The sequence below is a fragment of the Chryseobacterium sp. TQ-BC-N36 genome, from assembly GCF_058382295.1.
Genome location: NZ_CM178175.1, coordinates 1,517,319 through 1,541,281 on the forward strand (window position 1 = coordinate 1,517,319; position 23,963 = coordinate 1,541,281).

Sequence of the window (23,963 nt, forward strand, 5' to 3'; positions counted from 1 at the left end):
GTTTGTTATAGATTTTTAAAATCCTGAAGTCCATAAAAGATCATTTAATTCTACCATGTCGACAATAAAATCGTCTGGATATTCTTTAAATCCAGATTGCTTTTTTAATTGCTCAATAACTTTTTCAACTTTTCTCAAATCTGAAAAAACACCTATTATTCTTTCATCATCCAAAAAAGGGTTAATAGTATACACATGGCTAATATTGTAAACAAGTTTTAAATTTTGTATTAAACAAGCTTCTTCACTTATTATATCTATCTCAGGTAAATAATCTCTCCCTATCTCACCTACTTCTGTATTAAATCCTGTCTCCCAATGTATTTTATCTAATTCTTTTTTATTAATTATAAAACAATCTGGATAATCTTTAAATCCAGAAAACTTGGATACAACATCTATAGTTTTTTCTAATTCTTTTAAATTATCAAAAAAACCTAAAAGTTTACAATCTGTATGTGATTCATCTGTATAGACATGTTCTAAACTATATAAGAAATATTTCATCAAAAATTTATTTTTTAGGTTTGGGTTTTTCAAAGCCTCTATCTCCCCATTTTTTTATTTTGTTAAAGTCGGAACCTGGACCTTTACTCGCTTTTCCTTTATTCCAAACTCCTTTTTCATATTGTTGATCCAATACCCTCTCTGCAAAAGTTTTACCATCTTCATCCACATAAGGAGCTTCTCCTTGTTCTTTTACCCACGATGGGACATCCTTGGCTGCTTCTTTTCCAGTTTTACCACTAACAGGAACTTTTTTTTCTTTTGGAACATCCTGTCCGTTAACATCTTTATCGGATTCAGCAGAATCTTCCGCTTTCAGATTCCTCATTCCTGCACCAGGATCTGCAATAGTTGTATAGCCTGTACTTGGTGTGGCAAAGTAATCATATGTCCACCAAATTCCTGCTCCTATCAACATCAACCCACCAATAACATCTCCAGGACCCGGCACGGGAGAATCTGCCTGAGAAACAATGAATGCTGTCATTGCTAAACTTGCTGGACCAGAGCTCTTATCTACAGCCTTACCTGTAAGGGTAATTTCCTGTATTGACGTTTCTTTCTGACCACCTGGAAGTATGTTTATTGCAGACACTCCACTTGGGCAGTTCGGAGGACATTTCCCTTCCTCTCCTTCCATTCCTGTAGGATCATTAAATTGTACCGGATTATTCCAAACATAGCTATAAGCTTCATGAGTATATTGACTTCTAGGATCTACTGTTCCAAACCGCCCTGTATCTGGCATATAAAATCTCGCTCCATAATCATACATTCCAGTCTCTTGGAGTTCCTTACTATTATACTTGTACTTATAACTTGGATTTCCTGTCAATACATTATATCCCTCATGTTTCAATCCGAACGGGTAATAGTTACTCTCTTCAATGATCTCTGTTCCTGCCCCGTTCTTAGCATAACTTAGCCTAACATTTCCAAGGTGGTCCGTATAATTATACACATACTTTCCGGTCTCTACATTAAAATATCCTTCTGCTGTAGGGAAAAACTTTAATACAGAATCAGTATACTGGAAACCGTCCAGATAATCGGTTGTTTCTGTTCCGAAAACCTTTCTTACTTTCACTCCGTCTGCCTGGTAAATTTAGATAATTATATTGGATGGAGATTATAATTATTAACCAGTTTATACATATAAAAACCACTCTTCCGAGTGGCTTCCTATTTTGTTAAGTTTGATCTTATTGATAAATAACTACATCATTCTTTTTGATCTGGTAGCTTTTTTTATGAGGAGTGAGAACATAGCTGTCTTTAATGTGGGAACCGCTTTTCCAGATTTTCTCTTTTCCTGCTTTATCCAGAATAATACTTTTTGCTGCTCCATCCGGGATAAAAACCTCTGCTTTTGTCATACTTTTATTAAAAATAATTGCCGTCATTGAAGTATAACTTTTATCTGTACTGACTTCCTTAAGTTTAATCTTCTGATTGAAGGTTTTTATACAATTATTTTTAAGCTGCGAGTAGGTATATCCTGCAGAACTAATACAACCATGAACATCTCTGTCACCCCCTAATACTGGAGCACTTTTCTGTGCAAAAGCTAGGGAGCCAAGAGACATGGCACTGAGTAAAATTATTTTTTTCATAGGTAAATTTTTTGTTTTCTGATTGGCTAAAATATCCCAAAAATGGGATATTAATTAATTTCTCTCTAAGGTACAAAAAAAACCACTTTTACAAGTGGCTTTTTCTTTTTTTAAACAATCTTACTGATAGATCACAATATTATCTTTTTTAAGCTGGTATCCGTTTTTTTTGTAAGGAACTAATACATAGCCATCCTTTTTCCACGCTTTCGCTTTACCTCCCGCTCTGGTAAGGATAATACTTTCTGTATCAGCATCTTTAACGAAAACTTCAGCTTTTTTCATGTCTTTACTGAAAATAACTGCAGCTATTGAAGTATAGCTTCCTTTTGGAGCTACTTCTGTTAACTTAATTTTTTGTTCGAAAGTTCTTACACAGTCTTTTTTAATCTGAGAGTAAGTATACCCTGCTGAACCAATACAACCATGTGCATCCTTGTCACCACCTACTGTGTGAGCTTTTTGCGCGAATGCTAAAGAACCAATGAACACTGTACTCAATAAAATTGTTTTTTTCATGTCAATTTGCATATAATAGTAATTACCGAGGTATTATTAAAAATCATGCCAAAAAACACATAATACACATTTCTGTGAGTAACTTATCCTATTTTGTCCAGTTAATTTTAGAATGCTGAACGTTATCAGAACTTGTTCCGATCATAATATCAAATTCACCTGGTTCCCAGTCATATTTCAATTCTCCATTGTAGAACTTCAGGTTTTCAGGAGTGATATCGAAAGTTACTTTTTTAGATTCTCCCTTCTTCAAAAATACTTTCTGGAAGCCTTTTAATTCTTTTACCGGCCTTGTAACGCTTCCCACCATATCTCTGATATACAGCTGAACGACTTCAGCCCCGTCATAATTTCCGGTATTGGTTACTGTAACAGAGGCCTGAACCGTCTGATTTCCTTTTGGATTCGTACTGGAAACTGCTATGTCAGAATAATTGAATTTCGTATAGCTCAATCCATATCCGAAAGCATATAAAGGGGTATTGCACTCATCCATATAATTGGAACGGAATCTCTGGTATTCACATTTATCAGTAAGTTCCTGACTTAATGGGCGGCCTGTATTTTTAGCATTATAATAAATTGGCACCTGCCCAAGACTTCTTGGGAATGTCATCGGAAGTTTTCCTGAAGGGTTTACTTTTCCAAACAGAACATCTGCAATTGCATTTCCGGCTTCAGATCCAGCAAACCATGCATTCAGAATAGCATCCGGAGTATCTTTTACATTGGTTAAAGCCAGCGGACGGCCTGTGAAAAGAACCATTGCAATTGGCTTTCCTGTTTTCTTTAATTCATTTAATAAGTCAACCTGAGACTGAGGAATGGTAATTTCTGTTCTTGAAGAAGATTCACCACTCATTTCCGCAGATTCTCCGATCGCAAGAACAATTACATCGGCTTTGTTGGCAACCTCTACAGCTTCTTTTAATAATTCTTCTTTAGAACGGTTATCTCTGTCTGTTTTTTTGCCGTGAGCTGCATAAATATCTTCTAATTTAGCATCATAATCAATATTGGCACCTTTAGCAGAAAGAAACTTTACATCTTTTCCATAGTTTGCCTGAAGACCCTGCATCAGATTCACCGCTTTATCATGTTTTGCAGCGACGCTCCACGTTCCGGCCATGTTTAATGAATTATTGACCAATGGTCCGATGACCGCAACCGTTCCTGATTTTTTCAAAGGGAGTACCTGGTTCTCATTTTTCATTAACACCATTGACTGGGCAGCAGCATTTCTGGCAATATTTCTGTTTTCCAGACTGTATACTTCTTTTGCAGCCAATTTTGCATCTCCGTGTTTATAAGGATTGTCAAACAAACCAAGGTCATATTTTGCTTCAAGAATTCTTCTTGCTGCCATATCAATTTCAGCCTGTGTCACTTTTCCTTCTGCAAGAGATTTTTTTAATGTTGTTAAAAAGCCTTCCCCTACCATATCCATATCAACACCTGCCTTTAATGCTAACGCAGAAACCTGCTGAAGATCTCCCATACCATGGTCTACCATTTCATTGATACCTGTATAATCCGTTACCACAAAACCTTTAAACTTCCATTGATTTCTCAGCACTTCGGTCTGAAGCCATCTGTTTCCTGTTGCAGGCACTCCATCCACTTCATTGAAAGAAGCCATAACAGAAGCTACACCAGCATCAACAGCTGCTTTGTAAGGAGGAAAATATTCGTTGAACATTCTTATATGGCTCATATCAACTGTGTTATAATCTCTTCCTGATTCTCCGGCACCATATAATGCAAAGTGTTTTACGCAGGCCAAGATATTGGTTCCGTTTGCCAGATCTTTCCCCTGATAACCATACACCATGTTTTTTGCGATTTCACTTCCCAGATACGGATCTTCACCTGAACCTTCAGATACCCTGCCCCATCTTGGCTCACGTGAAATATCCACCATTGGGGAGAATGTCCAGTTGATACCATCAGAAGCAGCTTCTCGGGCTGCAACTTTTGCAGACTGCTGAATAAGATTCATATCCCATGAGGCAGCCAACCCCAAAGGAATAGGGAAAGTAGTTTCATAACCGTGAATGACATCCATCCCAAAAATCAAAGGAATTTTCAAACGGCTGTTTTCTACCGCTACTTTCTGAACAGCTTTGATTTTCTCAGCACCTTTTATATTGAATAGTCCACCTACTAATCCCTGTTCAACTTTTTTACCTATATCTGAACTTTTAGCCAGACCTGTGGTAAAGTCACCAGAACTTGGTAAATTCATTTGCCCGATCTTTTCATCCAATGTCATTTTAGATAAAAGATTGTCTACAAAAGCTTTCTTTTTAGCCTGATACTGAGCTGTCTGATAAGACTGAACGGGCTTCATTACCATTTCCTGTGCGGAAAATACAGGAGCCAATGCTAAAGTGGCAATTACAATTAACTTTTTCATAAATCTATCTTCTTAAATTATTGTTTTATATTTTTTGCTTTAATTTGATGAGTTTATCTTTCAATCATTGTGTGTCGGTTACTTTACTTTCTTTTTTGACAGCATCCATTCATACAGCGCAGGATCTGAATACGTTGAATCCCATGAATTATGATTATCATTCGGAAAGATAACCAATTCTGCTGATGGATTTACCGGGTGCAGCTTCTGATAAAATTTAAAAGCATTCTCCGGTAATACAATATCATCCATCCCGCCATGAAAGATTTTCATATTCAAATCTTTAAACCGGTTGATATTGGCTGTCATAACCTGATCGGTAGGGGCACAGACTGAAGCTACTGCTGCAAACATTTCCGGATGCTCCATGGCTAACTTCAAAGTTCCCCATCCTCCCATTGAAAGTCCTGTAAGATAGATACGGGAAGCATCTATTTTATATTTTTTCTGAATTTCTTTGATCAGATTATAGACCGTAACGGTATCCCACCACATTCCTTCGGGGCATTGGGGTGCTAAAATGGCCACAGGTTCTTTGATCAGGCTTTTATAGGTAAACGGACTGTGGGCTTTTACCATATCAAGATTAGTTCCACGTTCTCCTGAGCCATGAAGGAAAATCATTAATGGTACATTTCCTTTAACATTCTGCGGATAATCCAGAATGTAGGACATTTTCTCCTGTCTTTTAATTTCTTTATTGAGTTCTGCTTTTATCTCCTGCGCATTCATCTGTAATGAAAGTGGCAGCAGTAAAAGCGGGAGATGTTTCAGTTTTAATTTCATATGATTAGGTTTTGGCTAAAGCCATGGATTTGAATCTTTTTATTTTTAAACGGGCTTCCTTCGACCAGGCTCAGGATAATGGTCCGTTTTTATTGAATTTACTTGAGCCCATATTTGGCTGACTGGAAGCTTAGTTTTTTTAATCCCTGCTGAATTTCTGGGGCATTCATAAAGAGCTTCCAAAGAAATCCTGATCTGTAGTTTTCAATCATAGGGGCAATGGTTCCCTGGTCTATCGCCAGATATCTTGGGGTGAACCAGTTGTTGTAATGGATAGACGTAGCATCATAAGGGCCTGCAGATCCTATAAATTCAGGTTTTTGAGTATAAATGAATCTCAGGAAAGCCATGGATTCTTTTGGGGTATATGGGAAACTGCTCAAAGCAGCTGTAGGGGTTATCACGCCGTTATCATTCGATGGCATATGAGCAGTGTATCCTGTACTGCCATCTTCATTTCTTGTGTAACCGGCTGTCAATCCCCAATAGTTAGGTCCGTATCCTTTCCATTGTTTTGGGTTTTCAACACAGTATTTATAGTCGATAAGGGTTTGATTTTTATTGACTTCAAAGTAGTTTTTTACGAGCTTATCAGATAATCCGGTCGGATCCAGCCCGATATATGAATATTGTGCCCAGAACAGCGGTCCGCCATATTCTTCAGCATAATTGTGTTTTACATACAGGGGTAGCCCGTATTTTGTTTTGTCTGTAAGGTAGGTTCCATTTCTGGTCCAGCCTTTATAGTAGGTTTCAGCATCAATGGAATAGGTAGGTGAAGATGCTGCTAAAATATAAGTGATCAGGCATTCATTATAGCCTTCAAGAGGAAAATTCATTTCCCATTGGTAATCCGGTGACCAGTGCCAGTAAAGAACTTTCTGTCCTCCTTTGGTATACCAGTTCCATTGGATTCCTTTCCACAGCTCATCACATTTTGTTGCAAGGGCCTTTTCTTCTGCATTTCCGTTTTTAAAATATTCACGGACCATCAGTATTCCTGAAGTCAGGAATGCTGTTTCTACAAGATCACCACCATTATCTTTTTTCCCGAACGGAACTGTTTTTCCGGTTTCCCCGTTGATCCAATGTGACCAGGCTCCTTTGTGACGATCAGCTTTAGCCAGAAAATCCATGATATGAGTGAGCCTTTTCACAGCTTCTTTTCTTGGAACAAAACCTCTTTCCACCCCTACCAGAATAGTTGCCAGTCCAAATCCTGAGCCTCCTGTAGTAATGACGTGTTTATCATTATCGGGATAGATATTGTCTTCATGGTAGCGCTCTCTGCCTAACATTGAATTAGGTTCTGCGTAATCCCAGAAGTATTTCAGAGCATCTTTCTGTACTCTATCCATCAGCTGTTCATCTGTGATATTGCTTTTTACCACTTCCGCTTTTCCGGTTTCCGGTTTGGCAACGGGAGCATTTTTACAGGAATACACTAAAAATAAAGAGGTAATAGCCATTGATAATACGTTCCTTTTCATGAGATCTCTTTTTATAGGGTTTGTAACTAAAAGAAGAGGAGAACTTTCATTCTCCTCTATGTTTATGGTTTATTGTTAATATCCAGGATTCTGTGTAAACAATCCTAAACTTGCATTCATTGCATCCAATGGAATCGGGAATAATTCATTCTTCCCTGCTTTGAATCCATAAGGAGCAAGTACAGTAGCCGCCTGTCCCGTTCTTACAAGGTCTACAAAACGATCACCTTCCATGGCAAGTTCCACGCGTCTCTCATGCCAGATTGCAGTTCTTAGAGTAGCTTGTGTTGATGCTGTCGTACCTCCCAACTGAGCTCTAGTTCTTACTTTGTTGAGATTAGTAATTGCTGTAGCGGTATTACCCAACTCGTTAGCCGCCTCTGCATTGATTAACAGGATTTCTGCAAATCTTAAAATTCTGATATTCTGTTTTGATCCGTAAGCACAAGCACTATTATTCAAAGCTTTAGGAACATATACTTTTTGATTAAAAGTTGTTACAGAGTTTGGATCCCCCATTGCAATAAGATCTCCCTCGGGAGTTGTTTCTCCGTTTCTAAGAATAGTAAGTTCTTTTCTGATATCTCCCGGCTCGAATGCATTTTCCAATGCCTGAGAAGGTGTAAAGAATCCCCAACCAAATTGGTTTCTTACACCCTGTACTTCTGCATATTGGCTTCCTCCGAACTGAGTAGAACATTCACAGTTCACTTCAAATACAGATTCTTTTCCAAACTCTCCTGCAATTCTGAATAAGTGATTGAAATCAGGATCCAGATCATACCCCATAGCCATTACCTGATTAGAAGTGTCATAGGCTTTCTGCCAATCTTTTTTATACAGATATACTTTTGACAATAATCCTAAAGCAGCTCCTTTTGTTACTCTACCAAGATCAGCTGCGGCATAGGTCTGAGGAAGAATTTGTGCTGCACTGGTAAGATCCGAAATAATAAAGTTATAGACTTCTTCAGCAGAATTTCTAGGAACTGTATAAGTAGAAGGAATTCCGTCAAAGATTGGAACACCGCCGTAGATTCTCAGTAGATTAAAATAAAAATAAGCTCTCAGCATTTTTGCTTCTGCAATCAATCTTGTTTTTAAGGCCGCATCCATATCAATTTTCGGAACATTTGTAATCACCTGGTTACATCTGTTCACCGCCTGCCATTGTCCGATCCAATACCCTCTAACTCCATCATCACTCACGGTATAAGTAAATTGGTCATAAGCATTAATAAAAGAAGCGTCTCCAGGATTAGATCCTTTTACCACATCATCTGCCGGTACTCCAAATACAAACTGATAAGGAAATGCAGAATTTTCCCAGCTTCTTAAAAACACATAAATTGCGTTAGTAGCCTGCATAGCATCTTCCTGAGTTTTGAAAAAGGAATCTGCTTCTGTCACTCCTTCCTGTTTTATATCAAGATAATCGTCTTTACAACTTATTACAAGTGAAAATAAAGCGATTGATAAAAATATTTTTTTCATGTTTTTCTAATTAAAATGTTAAGTTCATACCGATTGTATAAATGGCTGAAATAGGATAAATATTATTATCAACCCCCATCTGCACTCTGTCCGTATTTACAATCTCTGGTGAGAATCCATTATATTTAAAGCTTGTCCAAGGGTTCTGAGCACTTAAGTACAATCTAAATTTAGTAAGCAATAAAGATTTTGCAAAGTCTTTAGGCAGATTATATCCTACCGTAATATTTCTGATTCTGAAATAGCTTCCATCTTCCACAAAGAAACTACTTGGAAGAATAACTGATTGGTTGTTGGTAGTCATTGGATATGCATTGGAAGTTCCTGCCCCATGCCATCTGTTGTTGTAGAAATCAAGATCCCAGTTTTCATTTCCATAACGCTGTTCACGGTTATAGTTATAAATTTTATTACCAAATACCCCCTGGAAGTCTACAGCAATATCAAAATCATAAACATTTAAATTAACTCCGAAGCCGTAGGTCCCTTTTGGAATCGGGCTCCCTAAGAATGTTTTATCTCTGGTATCAATTACTCCGTTTCCGTCTATATCAGCAAATTTTAGCCATCCCGCTTTTGCTCCGGTTTGACCAGAAGCAGCTGCCTCTGCATCAGTTTGGAATACACCTGTTACTTCATATCCATAGTATGCTCCTACAGGCTGTCCGTTTTGTAGTCTTACAATAGAGTTTCCAAATAAACTTGCTCCTGTTTCAAGATATGAGCCTTGGTATACGGATGTAATTTTATTTTTAAGGGTAGTAAGATTACCATATACTCCTAATTTTACTTTATCAGAAATTTTAGTATCATAATTTACTGCAACTTCAAAACCTCTGTTATTAAATGAGTAGGCATTAGTAATAAAGTTTTTCCAGTTACTTGCTCCCGAAACTGTCCCTTGTGTAACTCCGTATACTACATCCTTAGTATCTTTATCAAAATAGGTTGCATCAATTTTCAATTTGTTATTGAATAATCCCATTTCTAAACCAATATCTCTACCTGTTGTAGTTTCCCAGCCAATATTTGGATCAATCACTCTGTCGATGGTCTGTGCTGGCGCTCCTGAATTTCCATAATAAGCACCTTCTTTAAGAATTGTCGTCCTTAAAGTATAAGCTCTTGTTACATCCGGATTACCCAGTTTACCCCAGCTTGCTCTTAGCTTTAAAAGGCTGAACACGTTTTGATTGCTCATAAAATTTTCCTTGGAAATTACCCATCCGGCACTTACCGCTGGGAAGACTCTGTGTCTGTCTCCCGAAGAATATTTTGATGTACCGTCTCTACGAACCGATCCATTGATCAGGTATTTTCCTTTATAATCATAGTTCACTCTGGCAAACATAGACTCAATTCTATCCTGATAAGGTACAACATCATAACCTTCTACATCCTTGTCAATCATAATAATATTAGTCCCGTTAAAAATATTCATCGAAGCATTGGTTCCGTCATAATTAACGTTAAGTGCCTCTAAATACGTTTGAGAATAAGAATTTCTTGTTCTTGAAAAACCGGCAAGAATTTCGAGATTATGATCTCCTAGTGACTTTTTCCAGCTTAATGTATTATCCCAAATATAATTTCTGTTTCTTGAATCTCTTGTGATTAACTTATTAGGCTTCTGATCAGAAACAGGAACATAATTAAATGTAGGAGTATATTCGTAAAGATTTGTATTATAATTGTCCGTTGTATAACTTACTCTTAAAGTAAAGTCTTGTAGGAATTTATATTCAGCCCAGACATTGTTCAATAACCTCTCCTGCCTGTTTTGAGAACGATATAGATCTAAAATAGCACGTGGATTTGGAATAGAATATCCGTTAAAGAACTGATAATCTCCTGTACCTGGATTCATAACAGAGAAAATCGGCGGAGCATTATAAGCATTCAGTAAAGGATTTTTCGCCTGATCGGTGCGCATTTTAGAGAATGTAAAATTGTTTCCGATCGTAAGATTATCAGTGATCTTATAACTGAGGTTTAATTTTGTATTCAATCTATTAAAACCACTGCCAGAATTAATTCCCTGACCTGCAGCCAGATTACCTTCATCCTGAAGATTTCCTATGCTTGCATAGTAATTAAGTTTTCCTAGACTGCCAGAAGCTGAAAAATCATTAGAGTTAATGATACTTGTTCTGAAAATTTCACTAAACCAATCTGTATCTGCTGGGAAATTAGCTCTGGAAAGAGCACCATTAAGATTCCCATTATCATTCATCAGCTTTTCATTATAAAGCTCGATATATTGATCAGAGTTGGTCATTTTAGGAACATTAGTAACTTTTTTAATTCCTAAATAAGAATTGAAATTGAATATTGGTTTTCCTCTCCCTGTTTTTGTTTTAATAATAACTGCTCCATTGGCTGCCCTTGCACCAAAAATTGCCAAACTGGAAGGATCTTTCAACACACTCATAGACTCAATATCCTGAGGCCCAAGGAAAGAGATATCATCCGTGATCATTCCGTCAACGATGAATACGGTCTTACCAGTAAGGGAACCTATCCCTCTGATATCTACTCTTGGAGAACTTCCCGGAGTACCGGAATTCAAAACCTGTACACCAGATAATTTACCTTGAATTGAGCTTATGGGATTGGCGTTCGGTTTATCGGCAAGGTCTTTGGCAGAAACCATTCCGATACTTCCCGTAACGTTTTCTTTTTTCTGAGATCCATATCCGATCAAAACTACTTCCTCAATCTTCTGCTCTTTGGTGGCAGTATCTTTTGGGGCAGTCTGGGCATTGACGTTCATACCAAAGTACAAAACAGCAATGAGACATGAATACTTTAAATTACTTTGTTTCATATAGTTTCAATTTTATTCAATAAATTCAATTTCGTACCTGTCTAAGTGGAGTTATTTAAAATCTCAAAAAAAGACATTAGCCAAAAATATAAAAAATATCGAACAATGTTAAATTATCTTAAACATTTAAAAATAACCTGATTCTATTAAATAAAAAATGCCGGATGTTTAAATTTTATAATTTTATATTTAAAATAACCATCCTTTATCCATCATATCTTTAAACGATAATTCAACTTTCTTTAACACAAAATTCACCAAAACATGTACTCAATTTAATATTTTGTTAAATTAAGAATAGTAATTACCTTTGGTGCGCTTTTTGACCAAAGCATTTTGAAAGTAAATAATAAAAAATCAATGAAAAAATATATCATTGCAGCCGCTCTTATCATCGGGACCGGAGCTGTCATTACTACCAGTGTTCAATCTTGCACAACACTGGCCACTTCCGATATGGGACTTTCTATTATAAAAAGAATCCTGCTCAATGGTATTGACAAAGGAATGGGTATCTATGGAAATAAAGAAGCCTTTCTTGAGAATAATATGGTAGATAAGGCCCTTCCAAAAGAATTGAGAGATATCAATTCTACCCTGGAAAAGATTGCACCGTCACTGGTTGCTAAAGAAAGAGATTATATCGCTCAGGCAGCAGCATATACTGTCAATACTTCCAGACCGATTTTACAGGACGCAGTAAACAGCCTGAATGCTCAGGACGTGACGAGAATTATGCAGGGAACTACTGCTACACAGATTCTGAAAGAAAAAACATCTCAACAACTCGTTGCTGCCATTGCTCCTAAAGTAGATGAAAAACTGAATGAATACGGAATTGTAAAAACCATTAATACCGCATTATCGGGAAGCAATTTTCTGGGCAGTCTTTTAGGTGGGAACAATAACACAGTCAACTCAGGAGGATTGAGCAAACTTGCTTCTGAACAACTGGTGAACGGATTATTCAATATCATCGAAGACTATGAACATCAGAATTCAAAGTCACTCCTGGGACCATTTGGAAAATAGGAAATTTTTCGTTATATTTATATTATATTAACAATTGCAGATGGATATATTACAAGGAAATCAACACGCAAGCCCGGAAGATTTTTACAAGTCTTTGAGGGAGAAACTGGATGATCATCATGATTTTCCGGAAGATTATTTATTTAAATTTATCATTCCTACAGACCAGGCAAAACTTACTGAAATTTACAGAGTTTTTGACGGTATTAAATTTACACTGGGAAACCGCGAAAGCAAAAATGGAAAATACACAGCCTGCAATATCAATGCATTTGTTTTAGATGCCAATCAGGTTGTGAATATTTATAAAGAAGTAGCAAAAATAGAAGGCGTTATTCTATTGTAAAAAGAAAGACCGTTTCATGGTAATGAAGCGGTTTTTTTATTGTTTTATCTCCTAAATCCAACACAATGAACATCCATCAATTGATCCTATTTAATATAATTTTAGCAACATCTGCTACCAGCTGTATTCATAAAAACAATAATCAAAATAATACAAGCAATATTACAACAGCAACCCAACAGCAAAAAATTGAACAGATTCAATTAACAGAAAGAACAAGGGGGTTCAGCAGAAGTATTGTTTTTACGCCTTCTTCAAAAACCACCAATACCAATGAAGAGGTAGCCAATACTAAGATTTCTTCCAGTGAATGGAAAGCAATCTCCGATCTTGCTGAAACCATTGACTTATCCAGAATATCTGATCTTCCATCCCCAACTACCGGCAGACATTCTGACCGGGCAATGGCATCCTCCATTATTATCACTTCCAGTGGGAAGGAATATACCTCTTCAACTTTTGACAGCGGCCATCCTCCAAAAGAACTTGAAGCTCTGTATAATGCGATAAACGGATCTGAAAAAACGAAAATCCGATAACATAAAAATCCGTTCTGTAGCAGAACGGATTTTTTTTATTTTTCAATAAAGAATTTTACATTTTCAATAGGCCTTCCCAGCATGGCTACTGAGCCTTTCACCAGAATCGGCCTTTGTATCAGCGCTGGATTTTCAGAAAGAATCTTTATCCATTCGTCTTCAGAATAATTTTTATCCGCATAGTTTTCAATATAAAGTTTATCTGTTTTACGGATAATGTGAAAGACACTCTGGTTCAGTTTTTTCAGTACGGTTCTGATCTCCATAATACTTAACGGATCTTCGATAATATTGATAATCTCAAAAGGCACCCCGTTCTCGTCAAGATACTCCAATACAGCATTTGATTTTGAACAGTTTCCGTTATGTAAAACTTTAACTACCATGATATAATGATTCAAAAAATTAAACTTGGTCTAAACAAATTTAAAAAGAATTACACTGACTCTCTCTTAACGTACTGATAAAAATATGTTAAAACAATCCGTGCAGTTCTGCTTCAATTTTTTCCAGGATAAAACCGAAATCTTCCGGTTTTTCAACAAAATCAAGATCGTCTACCTCAACGATAAGAAGTTTTCCTTCCGTATAATTGGAGATCCATTTTTCGTATTTCTGGTTCAGCTTTGAAAGATATTCGATACTGATAGAAGCTTCATATTCACGCCCTCTTTTATAGATTTTTTTGACCAGATTAGGAACATCTGATTTGAGATAGATCAATAAATCCGGAGCGGACACAAAAGATTTCATCAGGTCAAAAACAGACGAATAGTTATTGAAATCTCTGTCTGAAAGGAGATTCATATCATTTAAGTTTTCTGCAAAGATATGGGCATCTTCATAAATGGTACGATCCTGAATGATGTTTTTACCACTTTCTCTGATTTCTTTTACCTGACGGAATCTGCTTCCCAGGAAATACACCTGCAATGCAAAACTCCATTTGCTCATATCTGAATAGAAATCTTCCAGATACGGGTTATGATCTACGTCTTCAAATTGTGCATCCCATCCGTAATGCTTGGAAAGCATCGTCGTCAAAGTGGTTTTTCCTGCGCCGATGTTTCCTGTAACTGCAATATGCATAAATATTCTTTTTCCTTGTATTTACTGATTAATTGATAAGCTTTACCCCTTCAGCCTGAATTTCAGAAATATCTTCGATCAACTTCTGCAGCGTATTGTCTGAAGGTTTCACTTCTGGATTTTCACTGGCTTTCTCCTCTGCCTTCTCTACCGGTTTTTGTGTAGGGGACTGCAGGGATTCCGGCTGAGCTTCAAGCTGTTTCTGCTGTTTGGCTTTCTTTACTTTTTCAAGGCTGTAAAGATAGAGTTTGTTCCCCTTGATTTCAAAATAAGAGAGGATGTTTTTATCCACAATTTGTGCATCCGGATCTTCAAAAACAGTTGTCATTCCTTTTTCAGGAATGTATTGTGAAATAGAATTAGCCGCAATAACCAGGATTATATCATTCTCTCTTCTGAAACGTTTTCCGTTTTCCAGGGGAGCTTCAAATAGTTTTTCAAATTTCAGACTGTAAATTCTGATATGTTTTCTCGTTAAAATATAGACTTTATTTTCATACACCAGCATATCCATTAAATCTTCAAAGCTGATATCAAAAGGATAGGAGTTGATCGTCGTGTCATTTCTGAAATTGTACTGTATCAGACGTTTTGTGCTGTCATCCAGAAGCCACAGCTGCTGCAGGTCTTCAGCATAAGCCATTCTGATAAACCCAAATTTCTGCTTAAAATCAAGTCTCTGAATTTCATTCATATTCTGGTCCACAAATTTCATTTCCTGGGCATTTTCAGAAAATAATGGCACATTCAGAGGGTTCTGTACCGTCTGTACTTTATAAGGAACAGTAAGCATCATTTTCCCGATCTGTTTTCCTAAAGAATCATATTTGGTAAAACTAAAATCCTTGTTCTTATAAATATACAGGCTTCCGTAGTCATCAGCAAGCATATCTTTTGCTTCCTTCAGTTTCAAAGTATCCAAAGGAAGTACATTCTGTGCTGAAGCCGTACAGAAAAGGAAAATCAGTATCAGGTATAGTAATCTCAAATTCTTTCTACTAAGATAGCGCTCCTTCGGGAACGCTACCAATTTACATACTTTATTTTATTCAATGAGAAATTGTTATTAAACTTTTTTTATTTAATAGCAACCTCATAAATCTTTGACCAGTTTTTACCGGTTACCAGCATATTATCTCCTTTGAAAGCAATTCCGTTCAGAACATCATCACTTCCTTTGGTATTCTGTTTTGCAATTTCGGTGAAATCAAAGGTTCCCACCACTTCTCCGTTTGCGGGGTTGATCTTTAAAATAATAGGCTTCTGCCAAACATTAGCATAAATAAATCCGTTGTGATACTCCAGTTCGTTCAATTGGTCGTATGCCTGAGAACTTCCGGCCACTGCGATATATTTAACCAGTTTTGAAGGATCATTTACATCAAGGAAATATAAAAGTTTACTTCCATCGGAAGCAATCAGATTTTTGCCGTCATATGTCAATCCCCAGCCTTCACCTAATACATTGGGATAAGCGAATTCTGAAAGCAGTTTTAAAGAACTTTTATCATAGACGTATCCTTTTTTGCTCTGCCATGTCAGCTGATATACTTTATCTCCTACGATGGTACTTCCTTCAGAAAAATCTTCCTGAGCCTGTTTGGTCGAAGCAAGCGGTGTGGTTGTTCCTAACGTGTATTTTAAAATCTGGGAAGATCCGTTCTGTCCGTCACTTTCATAAATAGTATTTCCCTCGATCTGGAATCCCTGCACAAAGTTTTTAGGATCATGAGGGTATTCTGCCACAATCTGATAAGGAATGCTTTTTTCAGGATTTTTTGCAAATACATTGATGGTAGCATCCTGGTTCAGGACTTCCCCACCTTTTGTTTTGATATTGAATGTAACAGCGTTATCACCTAAAGTGAAAAATTTCGGATCAATAGTTAAGTTCGTTGTTTCTTTATCTCCAAAGCTGATGGTTACACTTTCTGCATTTTCTGTTACCTCTTTCGGAAGCTCAAGCTTATCTCCAAAATGATACCCTTTCGCCTCCATTGATGTATTATAAGTACTTAATGTATTAAGAATTTCTTTATCCTTATTACAAGATGCCAGTAATAAAATCGCTGCGAAACCTGCTATTATATTTTTTTTCATTGAATTTCTAAATATTTCTCCAAAAATAGCAAATTTTATTCCGTATTGCCAATATTATCTACGGGTTCACCAAATTGTAACAGGTATCCGTTGTTATCATAGATGGCAAATTCTCTCATTCCCCATTCAAAAGTTTCAATTTCATAGCAGACTTTGGCTTTTGTTTTAAGATCCTCCCAAAGGTCATCTACTTTATTTACATTGAAATAAAATGAACCGGAAAATCCGATTGAAGTATTATTTTCATGCTCATTGGGCTGAGACAGCATAATATAAATTTCATCTTTTCGAAGGGAAGCCCACTGCCAGTCATCATTTCTACCCATAAGGGTAAATCCCAGAACTTGCATATAAAAGCCAATGGTTTCATCAAGGTTTTCCGTCCAGAATATAGGACGAAGTGCGGTAAACTGTGTCATGATTCCTGTAATTCAAAAATGTTTCTATGGATTTTCATATTCAATGAAACCCATGTTTCCTGATCAATCTTTGCTTCGCTCTTAACATCAGGATCAAAAGCAAAACCTACTTTCCGGTAACATTCGATGGCACTGGTATTCCAGTCGTAGACATTCAGCTCTGCAGTTTCTCTATCAAAGTGACTGAAACCATATTCCAGAAGTTCCTGCATTACTTTTTTACCATAACCCTTACCTCTGTTGTTCTTATCCCAGATCAGAATTCTTCCCAGCAGAAAAGTATTCTCTTTCAAAAATATCTGAGCATGCCCGATTGCCTCTCCGGTCTGATCTGTTATTTTAAACAAAGTTCTGTTTTTATCAGACAAATCGGTTTCCAGCTGTCCTTCTGTGAGCGGATAGCGATATGCGGGACCTGCAAACTGAAGAAGCATGCGCTCATCCTGTATCTTTGAAATCAGCTGTGGAGCATCCTGTATTGTAAAAGGCTGTAATGCAATCATCGTTTATTTTCTATATATTCTTTTAAGCTCTGCCCCAAAATGGTATTCCAGCCTTTTGTAAAATTTTCTCTTGAAAAGCCTTCTCCTAATTCTTTGAAATTTTCAATATTATCATGGGTCAGCCTTACTAAAGTTTGTCCGTCTTCGGATTGCAATTCCCAGGTTACGATTGTTTTCTGATCTGAAAAATCAGGATAAGACCAGGAATGTTTTAATTTATGATGGGGTATTACTTCTATAATTTCACCCTGATGATGATATTGGTTGGCTCCTCCGGGTTCGTAGAAGTTAAATACCTTTCCTGATTTTAAATCAAAATCCTGGATATCAAAATACCAGGATTTCATTTCATATTTATCGGTTAATGCTTTCCAGACTTTTTCAACTGAAGCATTTATTTTGTACTGAACAGTGATTGGCGTGCTCATATTATGGGTTTAATAGGTCTAAATGTACACATTTTGTTCTTACTATTTAACCATCAAAGTCACAAAAGTTATATCTCCAAACTATTTAAAGCTTAAATTTCTACTCCGGAGAAGTACACTTAAGTCTTTAAAATTTCAAAGTTTTCATTTTGTGAACTTTTTATTGCTGCAAGTTCATTTTAACTTTTATCCTTTTGTGACTTTTATGGTTTATTTTTTATTACCCATGTGAAAAACCAGTGATCTTCGCTTCATCAAAATCCAGCTGCATTTCAATGCTTCTCATCACGTGATCATCAAATATCTTTTCTCTTTTCATTCGGTGCAGCTCATTTCTCTGTGCCTGAATAATCTGTCGTAAGACATCTTTATTTTCATTGATTGCTGACACATAATCTCCTGTAGAAGCCATACATTGGGCTTTGTCTGCCATCAGCATCATCTCGTTTTCCAATTTGTGTTTCTGATGACGCACCAGGCTGTTGGTTACAGCCAATTCAGAAAAATCATTATCCAGTTTATGCAGTGCTGTTTCTTTCAGTTTACGCATCAAAATTACTTCCTGCTTTTCTTCCGGCAGTTCACTTCCGGCATCCTGGATATTCAATAACTTCAAAATCGGACTTAGCAATAATCCTTGTCCTACCAGAGTAATCAAAATAATAACGAAAGTTACAAATAAAATAATATTTCTATGAGGAAATGCCTCTCCGTTTGGCAGAAAAGCAGGAATTGACAGCGCAGCAGCCAGTGAAACCACTCCCCTCATTGCAGCAAAACTGATGATGAAAGGTTCCCGCCAGTCCGGTTTAGGAACTTTCAACCTCAATTCCCTGGAGCAGACTCTTGGGAAATACATCAATGCATAGCTGTACAGAATTCTTGTTCCGATAATCGCTCCGCCAATGACTATACTGTAGAAGATACCTTCAGAAATGGTGTATTCTTTCATTCCTTCCACTACAATAGGAAGTTCAAGGCCAATGAGAATGAAGATAATGGTATTCATAAGGAATATCAATACACTCCATACATTCCCGGACTGGATCCTTGAAGTATGGCTTAAATAGCAGTGTGAGTTATAGGACATCAATAATCCTCCTGCTACCACTGATAATACGCCTGAAAAATGAAAATGCTCTGCCCCTACATACATAATGTAAGGTACAATAAGCGTGATAATGGTATCTATATTGGAATTGGTAGGAATAACCTTTAATAAAGCTCCAAACAGGAACCCTACCGCCACTCCTACAGCAATTCCTCCAATCGCCATCGTAAAGAAATCCTGAACAGCATCCCTCCAGATAAACTGTCCTGAAATAACGGCTGCCAGAGCAAATTTAAATACAATTAAACTGGATGCATCATTGATAAGGCTTTCCCCTTCCAGAATATTGGTTATTTTTTTGGGGATTTTCATATGTTTCAAAACGGAAGTTGCTGCTACCGCATCCGGTGGTGAATTTACTCCGCCCAACAGAAATCCCATGGCTACAGTAAGCCCGGGAATAATGGAAGATGAAAGGTACGCTACCACTATTGAAGTTAAAAATACAAGCCCGAAGGCCATCGAAAAAATCTGTTTTCTCCATTTATGAAAGTCCTGCCATGAAGTAAACCAGGCGGCTTCAAACAAAATAGGCGGAAGGAAGATAAGAAAAACAAGATCAGGTTCTATTTCAATACGTGGCATTCCCGGTATAAAGCTTATCAGCAATCCTGCAATCACAAGAAAAATCGGGTAAGCGACTTTTAATTTCTGCCCAATCATTACCAATATCATCACAGAAAGCAGTACTGCAATGGATATTATAACATAGCTGTGAATCATTTTGAGTTAGTTTTTTTAAGTTAAGTATTATTTTTTATTCTGAGATATCAGATATTGTGTATTATGATTTCCCAAACCTATAAGGTTTAATTTCATCCAAAGTTTAGACTTTTTCTTTACAACCGAAAAAACATTAAAGCACAATATTATTTTTGGGTGTGATCGCTGATGGGAGATCAGATTCATCCAGCATATCTCTCATATCGATTTCAATGGTGCGGCTGATCTGGGTGATAGGAACATCATTGGGGCTTCCTTCAAAAGGATTAACCGAAGCCTCACCTACACTGTCTAAGGTATGGAAACACCATGTTACCAACAAAGAAAATGGAATATTAAACCATAATGTCCATCCTTCCACCATAGTTCCTTCTCCTAATTTATCAAACTCTTTCAGTAATCCAAAAGGCACAAAAACAATGAATAAAAGCAAAAGATAAGTTGTGATTGAGGAGAAATTCCTGGGATAAGGAAAGTTCTTAATTCTTTCAGCTTTTCCCTGATCATCTGTAAACTTTACCAGCTGCTGATTGAGCTGTGTCCATTGGAAATCATTGATTTCGGCTTTTTCATATGCTTCTGACAGAGCCTTGCTCTGCCCGGCCATCAGCTGTGTAGCTCTGTTCTTTTTACTTAAAATATACTGAAGCTCAGGCTCGGAAAGATATTTTTTCAATTCTTCATCCAGCCTGAAAATCCTCTCGGGAATATCATATTTTTTAGCATACTCATCAAATTGGGAAGTTCCCATATTTTCCCATGCCCGGGGCTCGCGGAGCTGAAATCTCAATGCTGTAAGCCATGCATAATGACGAAGAAACATTTCTTTTACTTTGTCCGGATTTTTTGAATACATAGCATCTCTCAGAATATAACCAAAACTACGGCTGTCATTAATAATTGCGCCATAAATCTGTCTGGCTTCCCAAAGTCTGCTGTAGCTGGCATTATTTTTAAATCCAACAATAAAGGCAACTGCTGTTCCCATGATCGCAATTGGCTGCCATGGAACGGAGAGAAATTTCCAGCCCAGAAAATAAAGGACTGTAGGAATCGCTGATAATATAATCAGAGCATAAATACTCCGTCTGGTCCAGACAATGAACTCCCGGGCTCCGAATCTTTTTCCTGAATGCATATGTGTTTATTTTATAATGTTTATAATTCTATCTTTTTTCAGATAATGTTTTTTTCGTCAGAGCATTCAGCAGTAATCATCAGTTTTTAGTAAACGGGATATTGTTATAAAAACCAATCTGAATCTGTCCGCGGTTTCTGTTTTCCTGAATCTGGTTCATATAGCCGGCTTCAATCCTCATATTTTTGTTGATGACATATCCTAATGCTCCATAAACTCTGTTTCTGTCAAAAACCGGACTGTTGAAATGCAGGAAAATTTCGTTATATACTGATGCATAGAGAGTTTTAGGAAGCATCTCTTTTTGAGTAATGGCAATATTCACCCCCAGCATATAACGGAACCTCATCCTGAAATCATCCTCCAGAAAACGCTCTTCCAAACGGTAACGGTGCTGAAGATTGAAACGTCCGAATTTCTGTTTGGTAATATACTGCTGGAAAATTCTGTGTTCAATATTCTCTTTTTTTTCTCCGTTTACGTAAGGCTGACTTAGAATGAAGCCGTATCCCAATAAAACATTGTTATTATTTTCTGTAAGGTCATACCCAATTCCTGTACGGATCAGCAGCTGCTCCAGATCTCCTACCGCATCGAAATTACGGTACTGAATCTCATTGTGCCAGTTCAGCTTCTTGCTGATTTTATTATTTCCGAAATACATATACCATGCTCCCAAATCATTTTTTTGAGCAAATGTCAATATAGACCCCAAACTTAATACCGTGAATGCCAGCTTCGTAAAAACCTTTCCCATGCTTATCAATTACTATTATCTATCGTTTTTAACAAAATTAATAATTTAAATCAATAATAACAAACAATATTTAATAAGCCTGACTTTACATGACTTTGTTATATGTAATTTAACGAAAATTAGCCTGGAATCTGCTCTGTCAGTATATCGGTTTCATTCCGGTCAAAATAAGTACAGGTCATAGCAGTAAGGTCCATTGTCCAGCCTTTGATTCCGTTGCCTGCACAGTCATTACAGAAAGTCATATAATCTGTTTCACCCTGTTGATGAAGTTTCAGTCTCAGTTTAAAATTTTCAAGACTTACAATATCAGAAACTTTAAGTATATCATATTTACTTCCAGTCTGGACAGATCGGTTTTCATTACTAAAATATTCGGTATTTCCGTCCGGGACATAGACTTTATAATGAGAGACACCCATTGCTTTTATTGTCTGGATGTATTGAGGAAAATCGGCTCCGGTTTTTACTTTTTGGTGAGCTGCTTCAATATTTTCTATAGTAAAATTCATCCTTTTGTACTTTCTGATTGTTGTTATTTAAGATTTTAAAATGACTAAAAATCAAAAACTAATTTAATCAGAAAATATTTAGGATGTTATGTTTTTTAACGGAAATTACGTTGTGAATTTACTCGAAGCGGTCTTTTAAATAGTTCATATCTGCAATTTTACTTTCTATAGCATATACCACTAAACCTGCCGTATTTTTGGCTCCGGTTTTCAGGAGAAGACTGTTTCGGTGTCCTTCGACGGTTCTGGAGCTTATAAAAAGCAGATCTGCAATCTCAGCAGTGTTGTATTGTTTACAGATTAATTCCAGCACTTCTTTTTCTCTTTTGGAAATATGATTGGCATCAAAAATACTGGAGATCTTCTTTTTAGGTTCTGTAAGATTTTGATGTAATGCTTCCATTACTTCATTATTATAAAAGAAACCTTTACTATAGACTTCCCGGATTGCGGTAAGCAACTCAGTGGGGCTTGAGTTTTTTTTAAGAAAGGAACAGGCTCCCGACTGTATCATATTAACAATAAATGCTTTTGTATTATAGCTGGTCAATGCAATAATTTTGATCTGAGGATATCTGATATGGATCTGTTTGGTAGCTTCTACTCCGTTAATTTCCGGCATATTGAGGTCCATCAGGATAATATCCGGCAGTTCCTGTAAGTTGATGAGTTCATCAAGCAGCTCTTTTCCATTACTGAAATCGCTTACCAGTTCAATATCATTCTCTCTCTGTATCAGCAATGAAATTCCCTGGCGAAACAGCGCTTCATCGTCTACAGTTATTACACGAATGGTATTCTTTTCCATCTTATAACTATTTAAAATGTAAATTCTACAGTAGTCCCTTTATTGTTTTCACTTTCAATTTTCAGTGTTCCATTGATCAGTTCAACCCGGCTTCTGATATTTCGTAAGCCGAGTCCTCCTTTCAAAGTATTTTCATCAAGATTAAATCCTTTTCCATCATCTTTATAAATACAGGTATTTTTCCCGTTTTTTCCCAGAAACTCTATATCAATATGCGTACTTTCACCATGTTTTATGGAGTTATTAATAAGCTCCTGAAGTATTCTAAAGATATGTAAATTCTTTTCATCTTCTGCTTTAGCAAAATATAAACTGTTTGAATAAGTAACCTGCAGTTTTTTGGACAGGTTAATTTCCGAACACAATGCATCTATCGCAGCATGCAGCCCGAATTTTTCTAAAATCGGAGGCAGCAGATCGTGAGAGATCTGCCTGGCGCTTTCAGCTGTTTTGTTAACCAGATGTATTATTTTATTTTTCAGGTCATTATATTCTTCTCTGGCCAGGTTATCAAAATCCAGAAGATGGATATTCAAAGCTACCACGCTTAGTTTTGAACTGATATCATCATGCAGGTCCTGAGCAATTCTCAGTCTCTCTTTTTCCTGAGCACTTATAATAGCATGAGTAAGGTCTTTCTCGTATCTGACCTCCAGTTCTTTTTTCTGAATAAGATTTTTCGTTATTTTCTTATTGGAAAAATAATAAAATATGATCAGGGTAATGGCCAGTAAAGTGAAGGCCAGGAAGGTATAAACGATAGTGGAAATAATTGTATTCTCATTCATTTTGTAAAATCATAACAG

General features: G+C 36.8%; 24 protein-coding genes and 1 pseudogene. 3 read left to right on the plus strand and 22 right to left on the minus strand.

Annotated features, from left to right (window positions below):
- Positions 1 to 15: 15 nt before the first annotated feature.
- The 9 genes and pseudogenes from AC3FI7_RS06790 to AC3FI7_RS06830 all read right to left on the minus strand — a co-directional run bounded on the left by AC3FI7_RS06790 (position 16) and on the right by AC3FI7_RS06830 (position 11,652).
- Complete coding sequence (locus AC3FI7_RS06790) at positions 16 to 507, minus strand: DUF7336 domain-containing protein (RefSeq protein WP_491461699.1); 492 nt, start codon at positions 505 to 507, stop codon at positions 16 to 18.
- A gap of 634 nt (positions 508 to 1,141) precedes the next feature.
- Positions 1,142 to 1,612 (minus strand): annotated as a pseudogene (locus AC3FI7_RS06795) (RHS repeat-associated core domain-containing protein); the annotation flags it as partial.
- A gap of 97 nt (positions 1,613 to 1,709) precedes the next feature.
- Positions 1,710 to 2,120, minus strand: a complete 411-nt coding sequence (locus tag AC3FI7_RS06800; RefSeq protein ID WP_491461700.1) for a hypothetical protein — start codon at positions 2,118 to 2,120, stop codon at positions 1,710 to 1,712.
- A 120-nt stretch (positions 2,121 to 2,240) separates the two neighbouring features.
- On the minus strand, positions 2,241 to 2,639 hold the full coding sequence (locus AC3FI7_RS06805; protein WP_343658760.1) for a hypothetical protein: 399 nt from the start codon (positions 2,637 to 2,639) through the stop codon (positions 2,241 to 2,243).
- An 88-nt stretch (positions 2,640 to 2,727) separates the two neighbouring features.
- On the minus strand, positions 2,728 to 5,055 hold the full coding sequence (gene bglX / locus AC3FI7_RS06810) for a beta-glucosidase BglX (protein WP_491461701.1): 2,328 nt from the start codon (positions 5,053 to 5,055) through the stop codon (positions 2,728 to 2,730).
- 78 nt (positions 5,056 to 5,133) lie between these two features.
- A complete protein-coding gene (locus tag AC3FI7_RS06815; protein ID WP_142726327.1) occupies positions 5,134 to 5,841 on the minus strand; it encodes a carboxylesterase family protein in 708 nt (235 codons plus the stop codon).
- A 98-nt stretch (positions 5,842 to 5,939) separates the two neighbouring features.
- Positions 5,940 to 7,331: a glucoamylase family protein gene (locus tag AC3FI7_RS06820; RefSeq protein ID WP_491461702.1), complete on the minus strand. Its 1,392-nt coding sequence runs from the start codon at positions 7,329 to 7,331 to the stop codon at positions 5,940 to 5,942.
- Positions 7,332 to 7,406: 75 nt separating this feature from the next.
- Entirely contained in the window at positions 7,407 to 8,825 is a 1,419-nt protein-coding gene (locus AC3FI7_RS06825; RefSeq protein WP_491461703.1) for a RagB/SusD family nutrient uptake outer membrane protein, read from the minus strand.
- Positions 8,826 to 8,835: 10 nt separating this feature from the next.
- Complete coding sequence (locus AC3FI7_RS06830; RefSeq protein ID WP_491461704.1) at positions 8,836 to 11,652, minus strand: SusC/RagA family TonB-linked outer membrane protein; 2,817 nt, start codon at positions 11,650 to 11,652, stop codon at positions 8,836 to 8,838.
- A 360-nt stretch (positions 11,653 to 12,012) separates the two neighbouring features.
- Here AC3FI7_RS06830 and AC3FI7_RS06835 point away from each other — a divergent pair, with 360 nt between their 5' ends.
- The 3 genes from AC3FI7_RS06835 (at position 12,013) to AC3FI7_RS06845 (ending at position 13,569) form a co-directional block, all read left to right on the plus strand.
- Positions 12,013 to 12,684, plus strand: coding sequence for a DUF4197 family protein (locus AC3FI7_RS06835; RefSeq protein WP_142726331.1), 672 nt, complete (start codon positions 12,013 to 12,015; stop codon positions 12,682 to 12,684).
- A gap of 40 nt (positions 12,685 to 12,724) precedes the next feature.
- A complete protein-coding gene (locus AC3FI7_RS06840; protein WP_142726332.1) occupies positions 12,725 to 13,030 on the plus strand; it encodes a DUF493 family protein in 306 nt (101 codons plus the stop codon).
- 65 nt (positions 13,031 to 13,095) lie between these two features.
- Positions 13,096 to 13,569 carry a hypothetical protein gene (locus AC3FI7_RS06845; RefSeq protein ID WP_343658766.1) on the plus strand — a complete coding sequence of 158 codons (474 nt, stop codon included), beginning with the start codon at positions 13,096 to 13,098 and terminating at the stop codon, positions 13,567 to 13,569.
- 35 nt (positions 13,570 to 13,604) lie between these two features.
- On the opposite strand, the gene AC3FI7_RS06850 is transcribed toward AC3FI7_RS06845, so the two are convergent.
- From AC3FI7_RS06850 to AC3FI7_RS06910, 13 genes are all read right to left on the minus strand, one after another.
- Positions 13,605 to 13,955 (minus strand): ArsC/Spx/MgsR family protein, encoded by a 351-nt coding sequence (locus AC3FI7_RS06850; RefSeq protein ID WP_142726074.1) that lies wholly within the window; start codon positions 13,953 to 13,955, stop codon positions 13,605 to 13,607.
- An 88-nt stretch (positions 13,956 to 14,043) separates the two neighbouring features.
- Complete coding sequence (locus AC3FI7_RS06855; RefSeq protein ID WP_002977952.1) at positions 14,044 to 14,658, minus strand: deoxynucleoside kinase; 615 nt, start codon at positions 14,656 to 14,658, stop codon at positions 14,044 to 14,046.
- Between the two features lie 28 nt (positions 14,659 to 14,686).
- On the minus strand, positions 14,687 to 15,646 hold the full coding sequence (locus AC3FI7_RS06860; RefSeq protein WP_491461705.1) for a hypothetical protein: 960 nt from the start codon (positions 15,644 to 15,646) through the stop codon (positions 14,687 to 14,689).
- 89 nt (positions 15,647 to 15,735) lie between these two features.
- On the minus strand, positions 15,736 to 16,758 hold the full coding sequence (locus AC3FI7_RS06865; RefSeq protein ID WP_343658768.1) for a glutaminyl-peptide cyclotransferase: 1,023 nt from the start codon (positions 16,756 to 16,758) through the stop codon (positions 15,736 to 15,738).
- Positions 16,759 to 16,793: 35 nt separating this feature from the next.
- Complete coding sequence (locus AC3FI7_RS06870; RefSeq protein ID WP_343658769.1) at positions 16,794 to 17,177, minus strand: VOC family protein; 384 nt, start codon at positions 17,175 to 17,177, stop codon at positions 16,794 to 16,796.
- Positions 17,174 to 17,680 carry a GNAT family N-acetyltransferase gene (locus tag AC3FI7_RS06875; protein WP_491461706.1) on the minus strand — a complete coding sequence of 169 codons (507 nt, stop codon included), beginning with the start codon at positions 17,678 to 17,680 and terminating at the stop codon, positions 17,174 to 17,176. Before AC3FI7_RS06875 ends, AC3FI7_RS06870 begins: the two co-directional genes overlap by 4 nt.
- Complete coding sequence (locus tag AC3FI7_RS06880; protein WP_491461707.1) at positions 17,677 to 18,108, minus strand: SRPBCC family protein; 432 nt, start codon at positions 18,106 to 18,108, stop codon at positions 17,677 to 17,679. The genes AC3FI7_RS06875 and AC3FI7_RS06880 overlap by 4 nt, the downstream gene beginning before the upstream one ends.
- A 220-nt stretch (positions 18,109 to 18,328) precedes the next feature.
- Positions 18,329 to 19,942 (minus strand): Na+/H+ antiporter, encoded by a 1,614-nt coding sequence (locus AC3FI7_RS06885; protein WP_142726067.1) that lies wholly within the window; start codon positions 19,940 to 19,942, stop codon positions 18,329 to 18,331.
- 133 nt (positions 19,943 to 20,075) lie between these two features.
- Entirely contained in the window at positions 20,076 to 21,080 is a 1,005-nt protein-coding gene (locus tag AC3FI7_RS06890) for a bestrophin family protein (RefSeq protein WP_142726066.1), read from the minus strand.
- A gap of 79 nt (positions 21,081 to 21,159) precedes the next feature.
- Positions 21,160 to 21,837, minus strand: a complete 678-nt coding sequence (locus AC3FI7_RS06895) for a DUF2490 domain-containing protein (protein ID WP_142726065.1) — start codon at positions 21,835 to 21,837, stop codon at positions 21,160 to 21,162.
- A 119-nt stretch (positions 21,838 to 21,956) separates the two neighbouring features.
- A complete protein-coding gene (locus tag AC3FI7_RS06900) occupies positions 21,957 to 22,349 on the minus strand; it encodes a DUF1398 domain-containing protein (protein WP_343658771.1) in 393 nt (130 codons plus the stop codon).
- A 118-nt stretch (positions 22,350 to 22,467) separates the two neighbouring features.
- Positions 22,468 to 23,157 (minus strand): response regulator transcription factor, encoded by a 690-nt coding sequence (locus AC3FI7_RS06905; protein WP_142726063.1) that lies wholly within the window; start codon positions 23,155 to 23,157, stop codon positions 22,468 to 22,470.
- An 11-nt stretch (positions 23,158 to 23,168) separates the two neighbouring features.
- Positions 23,169 to 23,945 carry a sensor histidine kinase gene (locus AC3FI7_RS06910; RefSeq protein WP_142726062.1) on the minus strand — a complete coding sequence of 259 codons (777 nt, stop codon included), beginning with the start codon at positions 23,943 to 23,945 and terminating at the stop codon, positions 23,169 to 23,171.
- Between the last annotated feature and the right edge of the window lie 18 nt (positions 23,946 to 23,963).

What these genes read in the sequence shown, in the direction of transcription:
- AC3FI7_RS06870 (WP_343658769.1), bottom strand. Translation starts at nt 17,177, where the DNA reads ATGACACAGTTTACCGCACTTCGTCCTATATTCTGGACGGAAAACCTT.
- AC3FI7_RS06830 (WP_491461704.1), bottom strand. Translation starts at nt 11,652, where the DNA reads ATGAAACAAAGTAATTTAAAGTATTCATGTCTCATTGCTGTTTTGTAC.
- AC3FI7_RS06885 (WP_142726067.1), bottom strand. Translation starts at nt 19,942, where the DNA reads ATGATTCACAGCTATGTTATAATATCCATTGCAGTACTGCTTTCTGTG.
- AC3FI7_RS06910 (WP_142726062.1), bottom strand. Translation starts at nt 23,945, where the DNA reads ATGAATGAGAATACAATTATTTCCACTATCGTTTATACCTTCCTGGCC.
- AC3FI7_RS06890 (WP_142726066.1), bottom strand. Translation starts at nt 21,080, where the DNA reads ATGCATTCAGGAAAAAGATTCGGAGCCCGGGAGTTCATTGTCTGGACC.
- AC3FI7_RS06905 (WP_142726063.1), bottom strand. Translation starts at nt 23,157, where the DNA reads ATGGAAAAGAATACCATTCGTGTAATAACTGTAGACGATGAAGCGCTG.
- AC3FI7_RS06790 (WP_491461699.1), bottom strand. Translation starts at nt 507, where the DNA reads ATGAAATATTTCTTATATAGTTTAGAACATGTCTATACAGATGAATCA.
- AC3FI7_RS06815 (WP_142726327.1), bottom strand. Translation starts at nt 5,841, where the DNA reads ATGAAATTAAAACTGAAACATCTCCCGCTTTTACTGCTGCCACTTTCA.
- AC3FI7_RS06835 (WP_142726331.1), top strand. Translation starts at nt 12,013, where the DNA reads ATGAAAAAATATATCATTGCAGCCGCTCTTATCATCGGGACCGGAGCT.
- AC3FI7_RS06820 (WP_491461702.1), bottom strand. Translation starts at nt 7,331, where the DNA reads ATGAAAAGGAACGTATTATCAATGGCTATTACCTCTTTATTTTTAGTG.
- AC3FI7_RS06865 (WP_343658768.1), bottom strand. Translation starts at nt 16,758, where the DNA reads ATGAAAAAAAATATAATAGCAGGTTTCGCAGCGATTTTATTACTGGCA.
- AC3FI7_RS06900 (WP_343658771.1), bottom strand. Translation starts at nt 22,349, where the DNA reads ATGAATTTTACTATAGAAAATATTGAAGCAGCTCACCAAAAAGTAAAA.
- AC3FI7_RS06805 (WP_343658760.1), bottom strand. Translation starts at nt 2,639, where the DNA reads ATGAAAAAAACAATTTTATTGAGTACAGTGTTCATTGGTTCTTTAGCA.
- AC3FI7_RS06845 (WP_343658766.1), top strand. Translation starts at nt 13,096, where the DNA reads ATGAACATCCATCAATTGATCCTATTTAATATAATTTTAGCAACATCT.
- AC3FI7_RS06855 (WP_002977952.1), bottom strand. Translation starts at nt 14,658, where the DNA reads ATGCATATTGCAGTTACAGGAAACATCGGCGCAGGAAAAACCACTTTG.
- AC3FI7_RS06825 (WP_491461703.1), bottom strand. Translation starts at nt 8,825, where the DNA reads ATGAAAAAAATATTTTTATCAATCGCTTTATTTTCACTTGTAATAAGT.
- AC3FI7_RS06840 (WP_142726332.1), top strand. Translation starts at nt 12,725, where the DNA reads ATGGATATATTACAAGGAAATCAACACGCAAGCCCGGAAGATTTTTAC.
- AC3FI7_RS06850 (WP_142726074.1), bottom strand. Translation starts at nt 13,955, where the DNA reads ATGGTAGTTAAAGTTTTACATAACGGAAACTGTTCAAAATCAAATGCT.
- bglX (WP_491461701.1), bottom strand. Translation starts at nt 5,055, where the DNA reads ATGAAAAAGTTAATTGTAATTGCCACTTTAGCATTGGCTCCTGTATTT.
- AC3FI7_RS06880 (WP_491461707.1), bottom strand. Translation starts at nt 18,108, where the DNA reads ATGAGCACGCCAATCACTGTTCAGTACAAAATAAATGCTTCAGTTGAA.
- AC3FI7_RS06800 (WP_491461700.1), bottom strand. Translation starts at nt 2,120, where the DNA reads ATGAAAAAAATAATTTTACTCAGTGCCATGTCTCTTGGCTCCCTAGCT.
- AC3FI7_RS06895 (WP_142726065.1), bottom strand. Translation starts at nt 21,837, where the DNA reads ATGGGAAAGGTTTTTACGAAGCTGGCATTCACGGTATTAAGTTTGGGG.
- AC3FI7_RS06875 (WP_491461706.1), bottom strand. Translation starts at nt 17,680, where the DNA reads ATGATTGCATTACAGCCTTTTACAATACAGGATGCTCCACAGCTGATT.